The sequence below is a fragment of the Micromonospora sp. NPDC005215 genome, assembly GCF_040607915.1.
GTDB lineage: Bacteria > Actinomycetota > Actinomycetes > Mycobacteriales > Micromonosporaceae > Micromonospora.
Map to the genome: position 1 here is coordinate 263,528 of NZ_JBEXHQ010000002.1, position 20,514 is coordinate 284,041.

At 70.4% G+C, this 20,514-nt stretch carries 18 protein-coding genes; 13 read left to right on the plus strand and 5 right to left on the minus strand.

What is annotated here, in order from left to right; genetic code table 11:
- The first annotated feature begins 20 nt into the window (after positions 1-20).
- Both ABZU25_RS03355 and ABZU25_RS03360 read left to right on the plus strand, forming a co-directional pair.
- A complete protein-coding gene (locus tag ABZU25_RS03355) occupies positions 21-1,583 on the plus strand; it encodes a fused MFS/spermidine synthase (RefSeq protein ID WP_355027696.1) in 1,563 nt (520 codons plus the stop codon).
- 71 nt (positions 1,584-1,654) lie between these two features.
- On the plus strand, positions 1,655-3,316 hold the full coding sequence (locus ABZU25_RS03360; RefSeq protein ID WP_355027697.1) for a serine/threonine-protein kinase: 1,662 nt from the start codon (positions 1,655-1,657) through the stop codon (positions 3,314-3,316).
- Between the two features lie 41 nt (positions 3,317-3,357).
- On the opposite strand, the gene ABZU25_RS03365 is transcribed toward ABZU25_RS03360, so the two are convergent.
- Positions 3,358-4,026, minus strand: coding sequence for a TrkA family potassium uptake protein (locus tag ABZU25_RS03365; RefSeq protein ID WP_355027698.1), 669 nt, complete (start codon positions 4,024-4,026; stop codon positions 3,358-3,360).
- 17 nt (positions 4,027-4,043) lie between these two features.
- On the minus strand, positions 4,044-5,378 hold the full coding sequence (locus tag ABZU25_RS03370; protein ID WP_355027699.1) for a potassium transporter TrkG: 1,335 nt from the start codon (positions 5,376-5,378) through the stop codon (positions 4,044-4,046).
- A 140-nt stretch (positions 5,379-5,518) separates the two neighbouring features.
- On the opposite strand from ABZU25_RS03370, the gene ABZU25_RS03375 reads away from it, so the two are divergent.
- A complete protein-coding gene (locus ABZU25_RS03375; RefSeq protein ID WP_355027700.1) occupies positions 5,519-6,631 on the plus strand; it encodes a glycerophosphodiester phosphodiesterase in 1,113 nt (370 codons plus the stop codon).
- A 102-nt stretch (positions 6,632-6,733) separates the two neighbouring features.
- On the opposite strand, the gene ABZU25_RS03380 is transcribed toward ABZU25_RS03375, so the two are convergent.
- A complete protein-coding gene (locus ABZU25_RS03380; RefSeq protein WP_355027701.1) occupies positions 6,734-8,332 on the minus strand; it encodes a helix-turn-helix domain-containing protein in 1,599 nt (532 codons plus the stop codon).
- A 351-nt stretch (positions 8,333-8,683) separates the two neighbouring features.
- Between ABZU25_RS03380 and ABZU25_RS03385 the strand changes: the two genes are divergently transcribed.
- From ABZU25_RS03385 to ABZU25_RS03400, 4 genes are all read left to right on the plus strand, one after another.
- Positions 8,684-8,869 carry a hypothetical protein gene (locus tag ABZU25_RS03385; RefSeq protein ID WP_355027702.1) on the plus strand — a complete coding sequence of 62 codons (186 nt, stop codon included), beginning with the start codon at positions 8,684-8,686 and terminating at the stop codon, positions 8,867-8,869.
- Between the two features lie 94 nt (positions 8,870-8,963).
- Positions 8,964-9,530: a hypothetical protein gene (locus ABZU25_RS03390; RefSeq protein ID WP_355027703.1), complete on the plus strand. Its 567-nt coding sequence runs from the start codon at positions 8,964-8,966 to the stop codon at positions 9,528-9,530.
- Between the two features lie 446 nt (positions 9,531-9,976).
- Positions 9,977-11,362 carry an ATP-binding cassette domain-containing protein gene (locus tag ABZU25_RS03395; RefSeq protein WP_355027704.1) on the plus strand — a complete coding sequence of 462 codons (1,386 nt, stop codon included), beginning with the start codon at positions 9,977-9,979 and terminating at the stop codon, positions 11,360-11,362.
- The gene (locus ABZU25_RS03400; RefSeq protein WP_355027705.1) at positions 11,359-11,886 is read left to right on the plus strand and encodes a S26 family signal peptidase; all 528 of its coding nucleotides are present in this window, start codon (positions 11,359-11,361) and stop codon (positions 11,884-11,886) included. The genes ABZU25_RS03395 and ABZU25_RS03400 overlap by 4 nt, the downstream gene beginning before the upstream one ends.
- On the opposite strand, the gene ABZU25_RS03405 is transcribed toward ABZU25_RS03400, so the two are convergent.
- Positions 11,873-12,466: a MauE/DoxX family redox-associated membrane protein gene (locus tag ABZU25_RS03405; protein WP_355027706.1), complete on the minus strand. Its 594-nt coding sequence runs from the start codon at positions 12,464-12,466 to the stop codon at positions 11,873-11,875. The genes ABZU25_RS03400 and ABZU25_RS03405 overlap by 14 nt on opposite strands.
- Before the next feature lie 406 nt (positions 12,467-12,872).
- On the opposite strand from ABZU25_RS03405, the gene ABZU25_RS03410 reads away from it, so the two are divergent.
- The 5 genes from ABZU25_RS03410 to ABZU25_RS03430 are packed head-to-tail and all read left to right on the plus strand — an operon-like array spanning position 12,873 to position 17,528.
- A complete protein-coding gene (locus ABZU25_RS03410) occupies positions 12,873-14,072 on the plus strand; it encodes a substrate-binding domain-containing protein (RefSeq protein ID WP_355027707.1) in 1,200 nt (399 codons plus the stop codon).
- Between the two features lie 3 nt (positions 14,073-14,075).
- Positions 14,076-14,819, plus strand: coding sequence for an ABC transporter ATP-binding protein (locus ABZU25_RS03415; protein ID WP_355027708.1), 744 nt, complete (start codon positions 14,076-14,078; stop codon positions 14,817-14,819).
- Positions 14,819-15,544, plus strand: coding sequence for an ATP-binding cassette domain-containing protein (locus tag ABZU25_RS03420; protein ID WP_355027709.1), 726 nt, complete (start codon positions 14,819-14,821; stop codon positions 15,542-15,544). The genes ABZU25_RS03415 and ABZU25_RS03420 overlap by 1 nt, the downstream gene beginning before the upstream one ends.
- Positions 15,544-16,434 (plus strand): branched-chain amino acid ABC transporter permease, encoded by an 891-nt coding sequence (locus ABZU25_RS03425; protein WP_355027710.1) that lies wholly within the window; start codon positions 15,544-15,546, stop codon positions 16,432-16,434. Before ABZU25_RS03420 ends, ABZU25_RS03425 begins: the two co-directional genes overlap by 1 nt.
- Positions 16,431-17,528: a branched-chain amino acid ABC transporter permease gene (locus tag ABZU25_RS03430; protein ID WP_355027711.1), complete on the plus strand. Its 1,098-nt coding sequence runs from the start codon at positions 16,431-16,433 to the stop codon at positions 17,526-17,528. The genes ABZU25_RS03425 and ABZU25_RS03430 overlap by 4 nt, the downstream gene beginning before the upstream one ends.
- A 169-nt stretch (positions 17,529-17,697) precedes the next feature.
- Here ABZU25_RS03430 and ABZU25_RS03435 read toward each other — a convergent pair whose 3' ends face one another.
- Complete coding sequence (locus ABZU25_RS03435) at positions 17,698-18,519, minus strand: hypothetical protein (RefSeq protein ID WP_355027712.1); 822 nt, start codon at positions 18,517-18,519, stop codon at positions 17,698-17,700.
- 147 nt (positions 18,520-18,666) lie between these two features.
- On the opposite strand from ABZU25_RS03435, the gene ABZU25_RS03440 reads away from it, so the two are divergent.
- A complete protein-coding gene (locus ABZU25_RS03440) occupies positions 18,667-20,478 on the plus strand; it encodes a BTAD domain-containing putative transcriptional regulator (RefSeq protein ID WP_355027713.1) in 1,812 nt (603 codons plus the stop codon).
- The last annotated feature ends 36 nt before the right edge of the window (positions 20,479-20,514 follow it).

The window sequence follows — 20,514 nt, forward strand, 5'->3', positions numbered from 1 at the left end:
CGCTGCGTACCATCGCGACGATGAGTTCCCCACCGTCCGACGTAGCTGCCCCGCCGGCCTCCCCGGCCCCACCCGTGCCGGTCACCGGCCGGGCGCTGCCCAACGGGCTGGCCGCCTTCCTGGTCTTCTTCTCCAGCGGCGCCGTGCTGGTGCTGGAGACCGTCGCGCTGCGTCTGGTCGGCCCGTACGTCGGGGTGACCCTCCAGGTGACCAGCTCGGTGATCGGCGTCGCGCTGGCCGCGATCGCCTACGGGGCGTGGACCGGCGGCTGGCTGGCCGACCGGCGTAACCCACGTGGTTTGCTGGCACCGGCGTTGGTGCTGGCCGGCATCGCCACCGCCATCACCCTGCCCGTCGTCCGGTACGCCGGTGAGGTGCTGCGCGGTGGCGCGGCCAGCGCGATCCTGCTGTTGGTGGCCCTTGCCGTGTTCGTGCCGGCCGCGCTGTTGGCGGCGGTCACCCCGTTGGTCGTGAAGCTCCAGTTGGCCGACCTGCGTCGCACCGGCCAGGTGGTCGGTCGACTCTCCGGGATCGGCACCCTGGGCGGCATCACGGCGACCCTGCTCACCGGCTTCGTGCTGGTCGCCGCCCTGCGCAGCACTGTCATCCTGCTGACCCTGGCGGTGGCGCTCGGGCTGGTCGGCATCGGCCTCGGCTGGTATCTGCGCCGGCAGGAGCCCACCGAGCTGCCCGGTCCGGCCCGGACCCGGGCCGCGCTGGCCGTGCTCGGCCTGGTCGGGGCGGGCCTCAGCACCGTGGCACCGAACCCGTGCGACATCGAGACGGCGTACCACTGCGCCCGGGTCACCACCGACCCGGCCCGATCCACCGGGCGGACGCTGCTGCTCAACTCGGCCCAGCACTCGTACGTGGACCTCGCCGACCCGAAACACCTGGAGTACGCGTACACGAAGTGGATCGGTGCGGTCGCCGACGTCGCCGCGCCGGCCGGTCAACGGCTGGACGCGCTGCACCTCGGCGGCGGCGGATTCACAGTGCCGCGCTACCTGACCGCCACCCGGCCGGGCACCGAGAACGTGGTGTTCGAGATCGACGGCGGGCTGGTCGAGCTGGGCGAGCAGGAGTTGGGCGTACGGACCGGGCCGGAGCTGCGGGCGGTGGTGGGCGACGCCCGGATGCTGGTCGGCGGTGAGCCGACGGACAGCCGTGACCTGGTGGTCGGTGACGCGTTCGGTCACCTGGTGGTGCCCTGGCACCTGGCCACCAGGGAGATGGCGGCCGAGGTCCGGCGGGTCACCCGCCCCGGCGGCGTCTACGTGCAGAACGTCATCGACTACCCGCCGCTGCGGTTCATCCGCGCCGAGCTGGCCACCGTGGCCGCCGAGTTCCGGCACGTCGCGTTGATCGCGCCGCCCGAGGCGCTCGCCGAGGAGCGGGGCTCCAACTTCCTCATCGTCGGCTCCGACGCGCCGCTGCCACTGGACGCCGTCCGGACCCGGCTGAGCGAGGTGGATCCCAAGGTCAGCCTGCTGTCCGACGCGGCGCTGACGGACTTCGTCGGCGCGGCCCTGGTGTTGACCGACGACTACGCCCCGGTGGACCAACTGCTGGCCACCGCCTGAACGAGTGACAACCCTGACCGATTCCGATACTTCAGGTGTAGGCCCGTTGATCCTGGGCAACAACGGTCACCATGGGTGGTGGGGACCGAAACGGCGCGCAGCTCCTCGATGAGCGGTACCGACTGATCGAGCAGCTCGGCGCGGGCGGCATGTCGGTGGTGTGGCGCGGCTACGACGAGGTGCTCGGCCGTCAGGTTGCGGTGAAGGTGCTGGCCTCCAGGCTGGCCAGCGACCGGGCGTTCCGCCACCGGATCCGGATCGAGGCGCAGGCCGCCGCGCGCCTCTGCCACCCGAATATCACCAATGTGTACGACTACGGCGAATCCGAGCAGGTCGGACTGACCGTGCCGTACGTGGTGATGGAGTTGGTCGACGGCACCTCGCTGGCCAGTCGACTGGGCCGGGAGAGCCAACTACCCTGGCGGGAGGCGGTCACGATCGGCGCGGAGGTCAGCTCGGCGCTGACCATCGCGCACGCTCGGGGTGTGGTGCACCGCGACGTCACCCCGGGCAACGTCATGCTCACGTCGACCGGGGTCAAGGTGGTCGACTTCGGCATCTCCGCGCTGGTGGGGGAGAGCGAGAAGGGGCCGGACGGCACGCTGTTGGGCACTCCCGCGTACCTCGCCCCGGAACGGCTCGACAACGGCCAGGTGTCGCCGGCCACCGACGTGTACGCCGTCGGGCTGCTGCTCTACCGGATGCTCACCGGCCGGCTGCCGTGGCGCGCCACCACGACCACCCAGATGTTGCGCGCGCACATGTACACCGAACCGGAGCCGATGCCCGCCGTAGCCGGGCTGCCCGACGAGGTGATCGACCTGGTGGGGCGCTGCCTGGCGAAGCGGCCCGCCGACCGACCGGCCACCGCCGAGCTGACCCGGGTCCTCGCCGACGCGGCCGGCATGCTCGCGGCGGTGCCCGTCTCCCCGACCGGAGGGCCGCTGGACCCGGCCGCGCTCGCCAGCGCGGGCACCACGATCCTGCCCTGGTCGGCGGAGACCGACGCGTTGCCGATGTCCCGTACCCGCCAACGGGACCAGAGGACGCGCCAGCGGGTGACCCGTCGTCGGCGGGTGGAGGCCGGGGTGGCCGCCGTCGGGCTGATCGCTGTCACCGGAGCGATGTGGGGGTTCACCTCACGCAGCCCGGCCAGCGGCGAGGGCCGGCCGACGACCGAGGCCCGGATGGGTCTGCCGCCGAAGGTGCCGTGCGAGGTGGCGTACGCGCTGCGCACGGACTCCGGCACCGACTTCGCCGCGGATCTGACGCTTACCAACACCGGTGACCAGGAGCTGCGGGACTGGGCCATGAGCTTCAGCTTTCCCGGTCAGCAGACGGTGACGAAGGCGGAATCCGCGCCGGTGTACCAGCAGGGGAGCACTGTGGTGATCCGGCCGGCGGAGCAGCGCAACACACTGGCACCCGGCGCCGCCGAGAAGCTCACCCTCACCGGCACGTACAGCGGGGCGAACCCGCTGCCTGTCGAGTTCCGGCTCGGCGAGGTGGCCTGCGGGGTACGCGTCTCCGGGGTCGCCGGCACCGCGCCCTCCATCGCGCCGTCCACGGCCCCGCCGAGCAAGGCGGCCACCACGCCGAAGGCCCCGCCGAAGAAGGCGACGGCACCCGGCGGCTCCGGCGGTGACGCGCCGAAGGCCAAGCCCCCGAAGCAGCCGAAGGGTCCCGGGAAGCCCGGCGAGGCCAAGGGGCCGGGTGGTCCGGGAAAAGGGTGAAAGCCCCGCCGGGGCGCCACGGTGGGCCCAAAAGGTGACGGTCAGCGTCGTCCCGCGAACCGTTGCACCTGGTCGATGCCCCCCTCCACCACCAGCAGCCCACCGTGGGTCAGCGCGGTGTCGTCCGAGGCGTACCGGAAACGCTCACCGGGCACCTTCGCGCCGATCACCCGGACCCCTTCGCGCTCGTCCGGGCGCAGGTCGAGCAGGGTGCGGCCGACGAGCGACTCCGGCACCCGGACGGTCGCGATCGCGAAGTCGTCGTCGAACTCGATGAAGTCGAGCAGCCGGCTGACGATCAGGTGCGCCACCCGGTCGCCGGTCTCCGCCTCCGGGAAGATCACGTGGTGCGCCCCCACCGAGGACAGGATCTTGGCGTGTTTCTGCGAGGTGGCGCGTGCCCAGATCTGCGGCACACCCAGCTCGACCAACGCGAGCACGGTGAGGACGCTCGCCTCCACCGACGCTCCGATGGCCACCACCGCCCGCCCGAAGCCGGTGACGCCGAGCTGCCGCAGCGCCCCCTCCTCGGTCGCGTCGGCCTGGACCACCCGGTCGAGCTGGGCCGAGAAGCGCTGCACCTGATCCGGGTTGCGGTCGACGGCCAGCACCTCGCGGTCCATCCGGGTGAGCGACGCGGCCAGATGGCAGCCGAACCGACCCAACCCGATCACCACGATGCCGCCGCCGTCCGATCGTCTCGCCGACACCTCGACCCTCCTCGCTCCTAGCCGACAATGGGTTGTTCCTGGGGATAGCGGTAGAGCCGGCGTCGGGTGTTCAGGGCGATCGCCGACCCGAGGGTGAGCGGCCCGACCCGGCCGATGAACATCAGCACGGTCAGCACCAGTTGACCGCTGGCCGGCAGTTCGCTTGCGAGCCCGACGGTCAGCCCGGTGGTGCTGAACGCGGAGGTGACCTCGAACAGGGCCGCGACGAACCGCACGCCCTCGGTGATCAGCAGCAGGAGCATGGTGCCGGCCGTGACCAGCGCGACGCTGAGCAGGGCCACTGTCACCGCCTGCCGCTGGCTCGCGGTGGCCACCCGGCGGTGCCCGACCGTCACGTCGGGCTCGCCGCGCAACTCCGCCCGGATGGTGAACGCGAGCAGGAAGAACGTGGACACCTTGATGCCCCCGGCCGTGCTGGCGCTGCCGCCGCCGATGAACATCAGCACGATCAGCAGCGGGTAGCTCTCCTCCTGCAGGTCGGCGATGTTTAGCACGTTGAAACCGCCGGTGCGGCTCAACGCGATCTGGCTGAACGACGCGAGCACCTTGCCTCCGGCGTCGTACGAGCCGATGGTGCTGGCGTTTGTCCACTCGGCGGCGAGCAGGCCGACGAAGCCGAGCAGCAGCAGGGCGATGCTGCCCCAGATGGTCAGCTTGGTGGCCACCGTCCACCCCGCCGGCTTGCGCCATTCCCGGACGGCCTCGAACAGCGCGGGGAACCCCAGCCCGCCGACGATCGCCCCGAACGCCAGCGGCAGCGACACCCACGGATCGCGGTCGAAGGCCAACAGGCCGTCGGTGTAGAGCGCGAAGCCGCCGTTGTTGAACGCCTGGACGGCGTGGAACACGCCCGACCAGAGGGCTCGTCCGGGCGGGTAGTCGTACGCCCCCCAGAGCCGGCCGGCGACCAGCGCGGTCATCACGGCCTCGCAGGCGAAGACGGTGATCGCGATCCGGCGCAGCAGCCGGCCCACGTCGCCGATGCCGAACTCCGCCGTCTCGGCCTGCACCAGCAGCCGGTTGCGCAGGCCGAGCTGGCGCGAGACCACCAGGATGACCAGGGCCGCGGCGGTGAGGATGCCGAGACCGCCGAGCTGGGTGAGCAGGGTGATCACCAGCAGTCCCCAGCCGGACCAGTAGTTGGGGGTGTCGGTGATCGCCATACCCGTGACCGAGACTGCCGAGGTGGCGGTGAAGAGCGCCGTGACCAGGGGTGGACGCTGATACTCGACGGTTGACCAGCGGGTCATCAGCAGCCCGGTACCCAGCAGGATCGGCACCAGGAATGCCAACGGCACCAGCCGCACGGGGTTGCGGAAGAACTGGCGCACCAGACAATCTTCCTTTTCCGCCCGGCCCCCGGAGGGGGAACGCGCATTCCGGAGATTCACCTCCCGGCCAACCATCGACCAACTGCCTGTCAACCCGGGGCGATCTGCTGAAGCGGCTTTCCCGACGACAGGAGACGGCGATGCGACGCACCCTTCCGACCCTCGGCCTGGCCGGCGTACTGCTCGCCGCCGCCGTGGCCGTGCCAACCATGGCCGAAGCCGGCCCCGCGACGGACGCGGACCGCTCCCGGGCGACCGACCGGCCGATTGTGATCGGTCACCGGGGCGCCAGCGGCTACCGGCCGGAGCACACCCTGGAGGCGTACCGGCTGGCGATCCGGATGGGTGCCGACTACATCGAGCCGGACCTGGTGTCCACCTCCGACGGCGTCCTGGTCGCCCGCCACGAGAACGAGATCTCCGGCACCACCGACGTGTCGACGCGCCCGGAGTTCGCGGCCCGCAAGGCGACGAAGACCATCGACGGCGTCGCCGTGACCGGCTGGTTCACCGAGGACTTCACCCTCGCCGAGCTGAAGACGCTGCGGGCCAAGGAGCGACTGCCGCAGGTCCGGGTGGCGAACACCGCCTTCGACGGCCGCTTCGAGGTGCCCACCCTCCAGGAGGTCATCGACCTGGCCCGAGCCGAAGGGCGGGCACGGGGCCGCGCCATCGGCATCTACCCGGAGACCAAGCACCCGAGTTACTTCGCGTCGATCGGCAAGCCGTTGGAGGAGCCGCTGCTGCGGGTGTTGCGGCAGAACAAGCTGGACCGGAAGAACTCGCCGGTCTTCATCCAGTCGTTCGAGACGGCCAACCTGCGCCGGCTGAGCAAGCTGACCGAGGTCAAGCTGGTCCAACTGCTCGACGCCACCGGCCGCCCGTACGACTTCACCGTCGCCGGTGACACCCGCAGCTACCAGGACCTCGTCACGCCGGCCGGGTTGAAGTGGATCGCCGGGTACGCCGACGGCATCGGCGTGAACAAGAACCTGCTCGTGCCCCGGAACGCGGCCGGTGCCCTGCTCGCCCCCACCAACGTGGTACGCGACGCGCACCGGGAGAGGCTGCTCGTGCACTCCTGGACGTTCCGCGCGGAGAACCAGTTCCTCCCTGTCGACTTCCGGATCGGCACCGACCCCAACGCGCGCGGTGACATCACCGCCGAGTACGAACTCTTCCTCGGCCTGGGCCTGGACGGCGTCTTCAGCGACCACCCGGACACCGCGGTCGCCGCCCTCGCCGGCCGCTGACCGCCGGTTCCGCGGATGGTGGCCTGCCACCCGCATCCGGGGTGGCAGGCCAACATCCCGCCGGTCGTCGGGCTTGCCCGGCATGGACCTGTCCAGCCGACGCTAAACGTGCAACTCGTCGAACTCCGCGTCACAACCGGCGAGGTCGCGGGCGATCACGGCAAGCCCGCCAGCGCGACACATCCGCGCCAACGCCGCCACCGTCGCACGCTCGGCCTCGTACCAGTCGACCGGCTGCGCGGTGACCGTGGTGGCCGCCGGGTGATCGGGGTGGAGAGCGCTGCGGGCCGGATCGTTCACCTCGAGCAGTTCGCCCGCCGCCCGGCCGAGCGCCAGCCGGGCCAGGGCGAGAAAACCCAGGCCAAGGCGGCTCAGCGCCCCGACCCACGCGCTCTGCTCGATCTCGGCATCGCGGCGCTCCCGGGCAAACAGCCGAGTGATGGCGTGCAGGCCGAACCGCGGCTGGCCGGCCCGGTCGGGACCGAGTTGATCCACCAGGCGGGCGTCGACCAACTCGTCGAGGGCTGCCGATCCTGCGGCCGGAGTGGTGCCCAGGAGCGTTGCCAGGCACCACTCCGGAAACGAGGGCACGTCCAGCTCACCGAGGAGTGCGAAGGCTCGCTGCGCCGTCGGGCTGAGCGCCTCGTACGTCCGTTCGAGGCCGGGCCGCAGCGCCAGATCGCCGTGGCGCAGCTCGTCCAGCCGCCGTCCCCTGTCCGCGAGGCGATCGGCGAAGGTCTTCACCGTCCAGCACGGGCGGGCCGCCAGCCGGGCGGCGGCGATCCGCACCGCGAGTGGCAGACCGCCGCAGATGGTGACGAGCTGGGCGGCGGCCAGCGGGTACGCGTGGATCTGCGGGGCACCGACCACCCGGGACAACAGCTCGATCGCCGTCGGCGTATCCAGGGGACTGAGGTCGATCGTCGTGATCCCGGGGACTCCGGTCAGCGGCAGTCGGCTCGTCACGAGCACCGCGCTCCCGTCCGGCGGAGTCAGTGGTTCAATCTGCCGGTGTCCTGCGGCGTCATCGAGGACCAGCAGCACCCGCCGACCGGCGAGTCTGGCTCGGAAGAGCGCCGCGCGTGCGTCCAGCCCTCCGGGCAGGCTGGAGCCGCCGACACCCAGGGCGTGCAGCAGGTGACCGAGGACCTCGACCGGGTCGTCGGTGGTGTCGCGCAGCGACGCGTACAGCTGCCCGTCCGGAAAATGCTCGGCCAGTCGGTGCCCCGCGTGGATCGCCAGCGCCGTCTTGCCGATGCCAGACGGACCCGAGATCGACGCCAGTCGGACGGCTCCGGCCGTGGCGCAGCTGAGCGCGGCGCACAGGGCTGCCAGTTCGTCGGTCCGCCCGACGAAATCGGGCAGATCCACCGGTAGCTGTTGCGGCCGCGGTACGTAGTCCGCCAGGGACGTCGACGGCGGCGGCGCCTCCAACGGGGTGTTGGCCGAGGGTGTCCCGGTCAGGCGGCTCGCCCAGAACAGCGCCTGCCCGGCGCTGATGAAGTCCGCCCGCTCGTCGCCGCTCAGCCCGAGTGCGGTGGCGAGCTGTTCCACTGTCTGCGGCCGAGGCGCCCGCCCGGGACCGCGTTCGATTGCTCCGGCTGAACGTGCGCTAATGCCGGCCCGCTCGGCAAGCGCCTCCTGCGTCAACCGACGCCGTAGACGATGCCGCCGCAGCAGGGCGGCGAATGTGTCCGACATATTAACTCCCCCGTGGACGTATACGCGAACGACAATACTTCAGACCATCGTCGATGGCGGGGTGGTAGTAACGCCCGGGGCGATGGATGAGCCTTACGGAAGTGACTCGGCGGTAAGCGCCTCGATGGTGCTCCTGCCGATACTCACGGCATCGCAGCCACGCTGCCGTTCTCGCGGCCCACGCCGTCGACGACGCTATTCCCCACCGCGCGCGCGAAGGCTTGGTCGCGGCACGACAGCGCACCCGATGTCCGTCAGAGCGTCCGGTGGAACGTCGTGGTGCGATGACGGTCCGGCGACTTGGATGAGGGCATCGGTTGCACCTGGCGACCCTTGACTGAGGAGGTTCCGGTGACTCGGATGGTGACGACGCTCGCCGATCGGATCGTCGGCATGGTGGTGCCCCGGGTGGAGGCCCGCGCGGATGACACGTGCTACGAGAAGTTCTGCTACTGCCGCGGTCTCTCGCTGTACACCCAGTACTGCTGCCCGGTCTTCGGCTGCAAGCCGTGTCGGTTTGTCGGCTCCGGCTGCTGAGAGACCGCACCGGTCCGTCGGAGCCGGGCGACCCCCCCCGGCTCCGACGGGCACCCACCCCGCACCCGCGTCCGCCCTGTCGACGAGGAGACCGATGGACTACTCAGCTATCGCCACCACCCTTGTAGGGGTGCTGGCGGCCGTCAATCTGCTGTTCACCTTTGGTGTCATCTCCCGACTGCGGGAGCACACCGCCGAGCTGGCCAAGATCCGCAGCGGAGGAGCCCGCGACGACAGCAACGTGGCGTTGCCAGCGGGCTCCCGCATCGGGGACTTCACGGCCGAAAGTGTCGACGGACGCCCTGTCGCACTCGACCTGCTGGGCAGTCAGCCGCTGGTCGGCTTCTTCTCGCCCTCCTGCACCCCGTGCAAGGAGCGGCTTCCCGGCTTCCTCGCACACGCTGCCTCCAGGCCGGGCGGTCGGGACAGCATCCTGGCCGTGGTCGCCGGTAGCCCAGAAGAGGCCGCCGACCTGGTCGATCAATTGCAGCCGGTGGCCACCGTCGTGGTGGAATCCGATCGGGGCCCGGTGCAACAGGCCTTCGCGGTGGACGGCTTCCCCGCGTTCGTGCTGGTCGCCGGTGACCGGGTGCAGGTGTCGAACTTCGACCTGGCCTCGATCATCCACGCCGACAGCGCAGCCCTGCCGGCAGCTACCTGAACCGGCCTCGAATGATCGTTCGCGCCGCCGGCCGCGCACTGGCAATAGCCCGTCGCGCTGCACCCGCCCAACTCGCCGGCTACCTGGCCGCCTCGGTCGTCGGTGGACTGACCCCACTCGCCGTGGCCTGGTTGACCAAGGCGGTCGTCGACCGCCTCTCCGTCGACACGGTCAGTTGGGCGGATATCGCGGGACTCGCCGCGACACTCGCCGTGGTCGGTATCGTGGCGGCGCTCGCTCCACACGCCCTCCGCTACCTGCGCTTGGAGCTCGAACGCCGGGTACGCCTCGACTGCAAGGGCCGGTTGTACGCGGCCGTTGACCGGTTCGTCGGCCTGGGCAGATTCGAGGATCCCGCCTTCCTTGACCACCTGCAGACCGCGCAGTCGGCCGGGATCAACGGTCCGGGCGAGGTGGTCGACAGCGGGCTCGGGATACTGCGATCGTTGATCACCGTCCTCGGCTTTGCGGGCACGCTGCTCCTGCTCGGCCCGTGGGTGGCGGTGGTGGTGCTCTCCAGCGCCGTTCCGGCCATGATGGCCGAGGTAGCGGTGAGTCGCCGCCGGGCCGCCATGGTGGGCCGGATAGGGCCGGCGCAACGACGCGAACTCTTCTTCTCCAGCCTGCTCACCAACCCCGATGCGGCAAAGGAGGTCCGGCTGTTCGGGGTGGGGCGTTACCTGTGGCGGCGCATGACCACGGAGATCGAGACCATCAACCGGGAGCACCGCCGGGTCGATCGACGCGAACTGGCGGTGCAGGCGGCACTGGCGTTGCTGAGCGCAGCGGTGACCGGAGGACTGCTGCTGTTCGCGGTGCGTTCTGCGGTACGCGGCGAGCTCTCGGTGGGTGATGTCGTGCTGGTGGTGGCAGCGGTTGCCAGCGTCCAGACCGCCCTGGCCGGACTGGTCACGGACACCGTCTCGTCGTATCAGGCGCTGCTCTTGTTCCGGCACTACCTGATCGTGGTCGATGCCGGACCAGATCTCCCTCTCTCTCCGTGCCCCCGGCCGGTGCCTGCGCTGCGCCATGGGATCGAGCTGCGTGATGTCTGGTTCCGCTACGCCGACGGTCAGCCGTGGGTTCTTCGCGGAGTGAACCTGTTGATCCCGGCCGGGCTGACCACTGCCGTGGTGGGCCTCAACGGCGCGGGAAAGTCGACCCTGGTCAAGCTGCTGTGCCGACTCTACGATCCCACCCGTGGCGCCGTCCTGTGGGACGGCGTTGATGTGCGGGAATTCGATCCCGCGCAGCTGCGCGGACGAGTTCGCACCGTGTTCCAGGATGCGCTGGCCTACGAGCTGACCGCGCGTGAGAACATCGCCATGGGTGACCTCACGGCCTTGACCGACCAGGCCCGGATCGAGGCGGCGGCACGCACTGCCGGCGTGCACGACGTCTTGAACAAGCTGCCGCGCGGATACGAGACTCTGCTGACCCGGATCTTCTTTGCCGAGTCCGATCAGGGCGATCCCGAGACCGGCATGGTGCTCTCCGGAGGTCAGCAGCAGCGCCTGGCTCTCGCGCGTGGCCTCATTCTCGGTGCGTCGGATCTGCTCATCCTCGACGAACCCAGCTCGGCGCTGGACGCCGAGGCGGAGCACGACGTCCACACCAGACTGCGGGCGGCCCGACGCGGCCGGACAGGCGTGCTGATCTCCCACCGACTGGGTGTGGTTCGGGAGGCCGATTCCATCGTGGTGTTGGCCGACGGTGTGATCAGTGAGCGTGGCAGCCATGACGAACTGATCGCGGAGGGTGGCGCCTACGCCGCCCTGTTCGAGTTGCAGGCGGCCGGCTACCGCGCCTCGACGACGGAGGTCCTGTCATGACGGCGCTGTTGCTCGGCGGGGGTCTGCTGCTGCTGGCCGCGGGCCTGGTGGCGCTGCGGGCGCGGATGACCGTCGTGGCGGTGACCGGGCTGAGCATGTCACCCACGCTTCTTCCCGGTGACCGGGTCGTGGTCCGGCGAGTGCCGGCCGCGCGGATTCGGCGGGGCGATGTCATCGTCCTCCGCGTTGCAGGCCCGTGCCGGCCCGGTGACCGCAGTGAGGAACGGACCACGCCCTGGTTGGTCAAGCGGGTCGCCGCAACTCCGGGTGAGCCGATGCCCGCTGTGTTACCGAGCTGGTCGAGGGGTTCTGGCGTCGTCGAGCCGGCCACGTTGGTCGTGCTGGGTGACAATCCGGACCTGAGCCGTGACTCGCGGCACTTCGGGGCGGTGCCCGCCGCGGGGATACTCGGCGTGGTGATCCGCAAGGTCGGCGGTGCTCCAGTCGAGGCCCCGGCGAACGCCTCGGACACCACCGGAGCCCACCGGAACAGCGGCGGCGGGCCGGCGGCTATCGGTCAGTGATGGACATGGGCGTGAACAGCTCGACTACGTCGTCCAGGCGGATCGTCAGCAGCGCCACGAGCAACGCGAACGGGGCCGTGAGGGCGAGCGTGCCCACGTCCGGGGTGGGCGCGCGCATGACGGCATAGACGCCTGCCAGGCCAATCAGCCCGAGCACGGCGTTGCGGGCCACGTGGTGCCAGCCGAACGGGACGGACCCGCTGCCGCCGAAGCAGCGGCAGGAGGCTGTCAACCCTCGCCTCAGGACCACGGTGATGGCCACGGCAAAGCTGGTTACCAGAGCCGTGGCCAAGCCCAACCCGGCTGCGGTCAGTGCCGGCGATGGGAGCATCAGGAGCAACCCGGACGCCACGAGCTCCGTCCCGGCCACCATCATCGCCACAGTGCCGACCAAGCGATCCGGCACGACACGTAGCGCGGCCACCGAAGATGCGAACTCTCGAAATCGTCGGCGGTCCCGAACTTTACTCACTGCGGCAACGACGAATACCAGTAGGAGAACGAATCGACTGAAAGTGGCCACATGTGACACGCTGTGTTCCCCCGAAATCACGAGTCCTGCGTTCGAACCGTTCCGCATCTGGTTGAGCCTTAGCTTATGACCAAATCCCGCTTCTCGTGGGGGCGTGAAACGAGCCCGTTCGTCTTGTCACGGCGATTGGGCTGCCGTAATTCCGAGGGAGCTACGCGGGCGGATGAACAGGGTTTTACAGGTACAGTCCATTTCGTAGAGGGAGCGGCTGAGCCGGCCTTCCTTCGGGGTCGGCCGACCGAGCGCGCCGTGTCCCCGGACGACACATCGCCCGCCTCGTCTGGTGGCGGTCATGGGTACCGGTCGCCCTCCAGCCCCGAGCTGACCCGTCGGTGATCGTTACGGCGGCTACCCCTCGGGCGTGACTTGTGTGTTTCCGCCACATAGCTCGTGGGTGACGTCACTTCTAGCGTGAGCCGACAACACAGCATCCTGTCCTCACCCTGGAGTCGCGATGACGGTCCGGCACACGCGGCGGGCGTTCCTCTCCGCCGCCACGATGATGGCTGCGGCACTGGCCGCCACGGCCTGTGGCAGCCCGCAGGACACCGCCACCGGCGGCGGCGACAACGCCGCGCCGGTCAAGGTCGGCCTGGTGTACTCCCAGTCGGGAGCCCTGGCCAGCTACGGAAAGCAGTACATCGAGGGGTTCAAGGCGGGGTTGGACTTCGCCACCCAGGGCACCGGCAAGGTCGGTGACCGGAAGATCGAGCTGACCGAGGTCGACGACGCGGGTGACCCGGCCAAGGCGGTCTCCGCCGCGAAGGACCTGATCGGCAAGGGCACGAAGATCATTGCCGGTTCCACCGCCTCCGGGGTGGCACTTCAGGTCGCTCCGATCGCGGCGCAGAACAAGGTCCTGTTCATCTCCGGGCCGGCGGCCACCGACGCGGTGACCGGCGCGAACAAGTACACGTTCCGCTCCGGCCGGCAGTCCTACCAGGACGTGGTGACCGCCAGGTCGTTCATCGGCGACCCGGCCGGCAAGAAGGTAGTGGTCTTCGCCCAGGACGGTGCGTTCGGCGACGCCAACGAGGGGGCCGTCAAGGCCGTCATCGGTACGGCGGGCGCCAGCGTGAGCAGCGTCCGGGCCCCGGCCAGCGCCACCGAGTTCACCCCGTTCGCCAGCCAGATCAAGGCGGCCAAGCCCGACCTGCTCTTCGTGGCCTGGGCCGGCACCACCGCCCCGGCCATGTGGCAGAGCCTCGACCAGCAGGGCGTGCTCTCGTCCACCACCGTCGTCACCGGCCTGGACATCCGCTCGTCCTGGCCCACGTTCGGCGCGGCCGGCACGAAGATCTCCTTCCTGTCGCACTACTTCGACGGTGCCAGCGACACCGAGGCCAGCAAGGCGCTGAAGGCCAAGGTCAGCACCACCGACCTGTTCCACCCGGACGGCTTCGCCGCCGCCCAGATGGTGGTCCGCGCGGTGCAGGAGGGTGGGGACGACGTCGACAAGATGGTCACCGCACTGGAGGGCTGGAGCTTCGACGGGGTCAAGGGCAAGATGACAATCCGGGCCGCCGACCACGCGCTGCTCCAGCCGATGTTCCAGGCCAAGCTGACCGGCAGCGGCACCGCGTTCACGGCCACCGCGCAGAAGAGCCTCACCGGTGACGAGGCCGCGCCGCCGGCCGTGGCCATGAAGGGCTGAGCCATGCTCGCCACCCGCGGTCTGACCTGGCGGATCGGTGAGGTCGCCATCGTCGACAGCGTCTACCTCGACCTCGCGCCCGGGGAGTTCCTGGGCGTGATCGGGCCGAACGGCGCCGGCAAGACCTCACTGTTCAACCTGATCACCGGCCTGCGCCGGGCCACGGAGGGCCGGATCACCCTGGACGGGCAGGACATCGGGGCGCTTCCGCCGCACCGGCGGGCCCGCCTCGGGTTGGGCCGTACCTTCCAGGCGTCCTCGGTCTTCGGCTCGCTCAGCGTGCGGGAGAACGTCCGGCTCGCCGTGCAGGCGCACCGCGGGGGCTCGATGGCACTGTGGCGGCGGGCGGCGGCCGACCGGGAGGTCGCCGCCGCCGCCGACGCGGCGCTCGACCGGGTCGGCCTCGCCCACCGGGGTACGGCACTCGCCGGCACCCTGGCCCACGGCGAGAAGCGCAAGTTGGAGATCGCTCTGCTGCTCGCCGGTGAACCGCGGGTGATGCTGCTGGACGAGCCGATGGCCGGGGTCAGCGCCGAAGACGTACCCGAGTTGGTGGCCGTCATCAAGTCGTTGACCGGCGACAGCGGCCGGGCGGTACTGATGGTCGAGCACCACATGGACGTCATCCTGGAACTGGCCGACCGGATCGCCGTCATGCACCACGGCGCGCTGCTGGCCTGCGACACCCCGGAGACGGTGATGGCCAATCCCACAGTGCAAGAGGCCTACCTGGGGGAGTCGCTCTGATGGAACCGATCCTCAGTGTGGAGGAGTTGTCGGTCCGGATCTCCGGGCTGCACATCCTCCAGGGGGTGTCCTTCACTGTCGCCCCGACCGGCGTGACAGTCCTGCTCGGCCGCAACGGCGTCGGCAAGACCACCACGCTGCGCGCGATCGTCGGCCTCACCCCGCTCGCCGGAGAGGTCCGCGGCAGCATCCGGATGGGCGCGCAGAGCCTGTTGGCCCGGCCCACCCACCGGCTGGTCCGCGGTGGGCTCGGCTACGTGCCCGAGGACCGCTGCGTCTTCGCCGGCCTCACCGTCGCCGAGAACCTGCGGCTCGCCGAACGGCGCGGCACCAGCCCGGCGTACGACAAGGTTTTCGCGCTCTTCCCGGAGCTGGACCGGCGCGGACGGCAACGGGCCGGCTCGCTCTCCGGCGGGCAGCAGCAGATGCTCGCGATCGGCCGGGTGCTGCTCAACGACAACCGGCTGCTGCTGATCGACGAGCCGACCAAGGGGTTGGCGCCGAAGGTGGTGACCGAGGTGGCCGAGGTGCTGGAACGGGTCGCGGAGTCGGTGCCGGTGCTGCTCGTCGAGCAGAACCTGGCAGTGGTACGCCGGCTGGCCCGCGCTGCGGTGGTGTTGGCCGCCGGCAAGGTGGCCTGGACCGGCGACGCCCACGAGCTGCTGCTGGAGACGGCGCTGACCAAGTCGTTGCTGGGTGTCGGCTCGGCGGAGGTGAAGCACTGATGGGCACCGTGATCCTGTTGACGTTGACCGGGCTCGGCCTGGCGGCGCTGTACTTCCTTGTCGCGTCCGGCCTGTCCCTGGTCTTCGGCCTGGCCGACGTGCTCAACTTCGCGCACGGGCTGTTTCTCGGCGTCGGCGCGTACGGCACCTGGTGGGCGGCGGGCAACCTGCCGGGCGCGGGTTCCGACGGGTTCGGCTTCGTGCTCGCTGTCGCCTTCGGGGTGGCCGCCGGCACGCTGGTGGCGATCCTGGTCGAGCTGGTGCTGATCCGTCCGCTCTACTCCCGCACCATCGAGCAGGTGCTTGTCACCGTCGGACTGTCCCTGGCCGGGGTGGCGTTGTTGCAGGCCACCTGGGGCGCGGACGCTCGGCCGTTCCCGCGTCCGGACTGGACCCGGCAGGTGACCGGGATCCTGGGCGCGCAGGTGCCCAACGGGGGTCTGCTGCTGATCATCGCGGCGGTGCTGGTGCTCGGCGCGATCCTGGCGTTCCTGCGCTGGACCCGGTACGGCCTGGTGATCCGGGCCGGGGTGGAGAACCGGGAGATGGTGACCGCGCTCGGCATCGACGTGCGCAAGGCGTTCACGCTGGTCTTCGCCATCGGTGGGGCGGCTGCCGCGCTCGCCGGTGCGCTCGGCGGGGTCTACTTCGGCACCGTCTCGCCCGGCCAGGGCAGCTCGCTGCTGATCTTCGCGTTCATCGTGGTGGTGATCGGTGGGATGGGCTCGGTGGTCGGCTCCGCGTACGCGGCGGTCGTCGTCGGGCTGGTGCAGCAGTTCGTCAACTACTACGGCACGTCCGGGCTGGGCGACATCTGCGTGGTCGGGCTGCTGGCCGTGGTGCTGCTGCTGCGCCCGCAGGGCATCGCTGGAAAGGTGGCAACGGCATGACGCTCCTCGACGTAACCCCGGCACCGGCACCCACCGCGTCGCGACCAGGCCGGTGGCACCGGGTGCGCCCGTTCCTGCCACTGGTCGCGGTGGTCGTGCTGGCGATCCTGCCGTACTCGACGATCTCCCTGCCGGGGATCTTCGAGGGGCCGGTCAACTCGCCCGGCACCCTGCAACTGCTCGCCATCTGCCTGATCTTCGGCGGGCTGGCCGCCGGGTACGACCTGCTCTTCGGTCGGACCGGCATGCTCTCCTTCGGGCACGCGCTGTACTTCGCCGCCGGCGTCTACGGCACCGACATCCTCATCACCCGGGCCGGGCTGCCGCTGTGGCAGGCGGCGTTGCTGACGATCACCGGCGGCACGATCCTCGCCGCGCTGCTCGGTGCGGTGGCGTTGCGGACCGTGGGCATCGCGTTCGCCATGGTCACGCTGGCCTTCGCGCAGGTCGGGGCGATCCTGGTGGCGCGGGACTTCGGCGGGCTCACCGGTGGCGAGGAGGGCCTGCCGCTGGACGTGTCCGGGCTGCCCGCCGGCCTGGTGGGGGTGACCAACACGGTCAACCTGTACTGGCTGGCGCTCGCGTACCTGACGATTGTGGTCTTCGTGGTGCACCGGGTGAGCGGTTCGCCGACCGGCCGGGTGCTCGCCGGGCTACGCGACGACGAGCGGCGGATCGGCGTGCTCGGGTTGGACCCGTACCGCTACAAGCTGGTGGCGTTCACGCTGGCCGGCGGGCTGGCGTCGGCGGGCGGGGTGGTCTACGTCCTGATCGTCGGCGGCGCCTCACCGCACATCACGTCCTCCGAGCTGACCCTGTCGCTGCTGGTCATGGTGGTGCTCGGCGGGCCGGGCACCCGGTGGGGGCCGGTTCTCGGTGGCGTCCTCTACATGTACCTGGACCATCGGCTGACCGCGTTCGGCACGAGTGACGCGGTCGACAACCTGCCGGCGGTCCTGAGCCGTCCGCTGAGCCAGCCGCTGTTCGTCCTGGGCACGGTCTTCATCCTGGCCGTCTACTTCTTCCCCGGCGGCCTGACCAGCCTGGCCCCCCGCCTAACCCACCTGACCCGCGCCCTCCGCCCCCGCCGTTGACCCCGTCGATCCCACGCTCTCACCCCGTCGACCCCACACCCTCACCCTGTTGATCATGAAGTTGTTGCCACGACACGCCGGGTGCCGGTCGGCGACAACTTCATGATCGACGGGCTGAGGGGTGGAGGGGAGGGGCGCGGCCCCCCGTGTGGCCGCGACCCTCTGGTGGTCAGCTGTTGAGCATGTCGTAGGCCGCCTTTGGCGCCTCCTGTGCCGTGTTTCCGGTCGGCGCGGCGAGCTTTGGCGCCGAGCCGTAGTCGGCGTACTTCACCAGGTACGTCCAGGCCTTCGCCTTGCCGGCGGCGGGGACGGCCAGGGTCAGCGAGGCGAGGTTGCCATCGGGGCCGACGACGGCCGTGAACGGGACCTGCCCGGCCGCCGCACCTAGGGCCGCCACCTCCTCCTCGCCGACGGCCCTGCCGGCCTGACCCTTGGTCAGGTCGACGACCCCGGTGTACGTCTGGCCGTCCTTCGCCTCGACCGAGGTGGCGGCCTCGATGATCGGGCCGGCGTTGCCGACGTCAGCACCGTCGTACGTCGGCGCGGTCTCCCCGTCGGTCAGCTTGGCGCGGTCCAGTTCCATCCAGCGGTTCGGCAGCTTCGGCAGCCCGGTCAGCCCCTCGGTGCCGGTGAACTTGACCTTCAGCCAGAGCTGCTCCTTCACCAGGAGGAACGACATCCGGGTGGTGAAGCCGTGCTCCGGGTCCTTGTACGCGGCAGTGAGGTCCATGCCCTTCGCGGCCGGGTCCACCACACCCGAGATGTCCGAGCTGGAGTCTTTCCCGGTGAATCGGAATGCTCCCTCAGTACCGTCCGGCACCGCGGCGAGCAGAGCCTCCTTCGGCGTGGGGGTGGGGCTCGGGCTGCCGCCAGCGGCGGGTCCGGACCCGTCCGGGCCGCAGCCGGCCAGCAGAGTGGTCGCGGCGATGACGCCAACCAGGGTGCTGACAGTCCGCCGAATGGTGCCGGTGTGGCCGGTTCCGTTCGTCATCACAGAATCTCTCTCCTTGACGGTGCTTGGCTTCTGCCGGGAGAGATGCTGCCGGGCGGTACGGCGGAACCACTGCCGATATGCTGCGGTTCGGCGGCGGTGCACTGACGGGGCGCCGGCAGTGGGGTGTCAGGAGCGGAAACTCGCATGTCAGGTGAGCTGCGCTTCGAGATTCTCGGGCCCCAGCGGGCCTGGCTCGGCGACCGGGATCTCGACCTGGGGGCCGGCAAGCAACGGGCCGTCCTGGCCGTGCTCCTGCTCTCCGGCGGCCGTCCGGTCACCACCACGCAGATCGTGGACGCCGTGTGGCCCGAGGAGCCGCCGGCCAACGGTGCGAACGTGGTGCAGAAATATGTCGCTGGGCTGCGTCGGGTGCTGGAGCCCGAGCGCACTCCGCGTAGCCCCGGTCAGGTGCTGACCCTCACCGACGCCGGTTATCAGCTCCGGGTCGTGCCGGACGCGGTCGACGCCATCAGATTCGAGCGGGGGATCCGCCGGGCCGAGCGCCTCCGCGCCGAGGATCGCGTCGCCGAGGCGGTGACCGAGCTGAAGACCACACTGGAGTTGTGGAAGGGTGAGCCGTTCAGCGGCTTCGCCGGGCCGTTCTTCGACTCCGCCCGACAGCGTTGGCTGGAGTTGCGGGCCACCGCGCTAGAGAGCTGGGTCGACTCGGAGCTACGCCTGGGCGGGCACGGGGAAATGGTGGGTGAGCTGCGCGAGCTGACCGCCGAGTTCCCACTGCGGGAGCGGCTGCGACACCAGTTGATGCTGGCGCTGCATCGCAGCGGGCGGCAGGCCGAGGCGCTGGCCGAGTACCGGGACTTTCGCGGCCTGTTGCGCGACGAGTACGGCATCGAGCCGGGTGACGCTCTTCAGGACCTGCACCGGCGCGTCCTGCGGGCCGATCCGGCGCTACTGCCGCCCACTGCCGTGTCACTGCCATCGACGGCCGTCGAACCAGCCAGGCCCAGCTCCGGACCATCGGCCCCCGCCACACCGCCCGCCGCCGGGCCACCCACTGGGTGGCCGACGACAGTTCCGGCTCGACCGGATGATCCGTCGACCAGGGCACTGCCACCGCCGCTGACAGCGGAAGCTGCCGCCGTGCCGCCGCAGGCCGGCCCGCCACCCGTCAGCTCGCCGCCGCTGTCGGCTCACGCCCCGAAGCCGTTCCCGGTGTACGGCCCGCCGCCGTACCTGTCGACCCCATTTACCGCGCCGCCGCCCCCGAATGGCGAGAAGCGCGTCAGGATGTCGCCGCCGCGCTGGGCGAGCAGGGTTGCCACGATCGTCGGTACGGCACTCGTCCTGCTCTCCGGCGGCTGCCTCACCTGGGCCGTGATCCTCGGGTACGCGGTCTGGCGGCGTAGCTGGCGTCTCGCCATCGCCGGCGTCGGCTACCTGGTCCTGATCACCGTCGAGGTGAACCTACTCAACATCGAGGACCCGGAGGCCGAGGTTCCGGGCGTCACGGCGTTCTCCTTCTTCGGCCTGGCGCTGATCACCTGGGTTGTCGGGGCGGTGCACGTGATCCTGCTCAGTCGAGGACTCTGGGCGGCGATCACCAGCAGCCAGCGGGTGAACGCGCACGATCGAGTCGACGTCGAGCGGCGCGTCCGTCGGGAGCACGCCCGCTACCTGCTGTACCACTACCCGGCGGCGCGCGGTGAGCTGAGCCTCGGCCGACCCGACCTGGCCGGGAGCTTCGACGACGGCGGCCTGATCGATGTCAACGCCGTCCCGGAGCAGGTGCTCGCCACGCTGCCCGGCCTGACCGAACACCAGTGCCGGCAGATCGTGGTGGACCGTTGGATGCGCGGCCCGTACGCCTCGATGGAAGAGTTCGCGGGCCGTTGTCTGCTGCCTCCGAACACCACCGAACCCCTCCGTGAGCTGCTGATCTTCCTGCCCCCGACGTCGGTGCCCGTTGCGGAGCAGCCGCCAGCGGTCGGATCGTGACCGGAACCTCTCGCGGGGACCAGTGCGTAGGCGCAC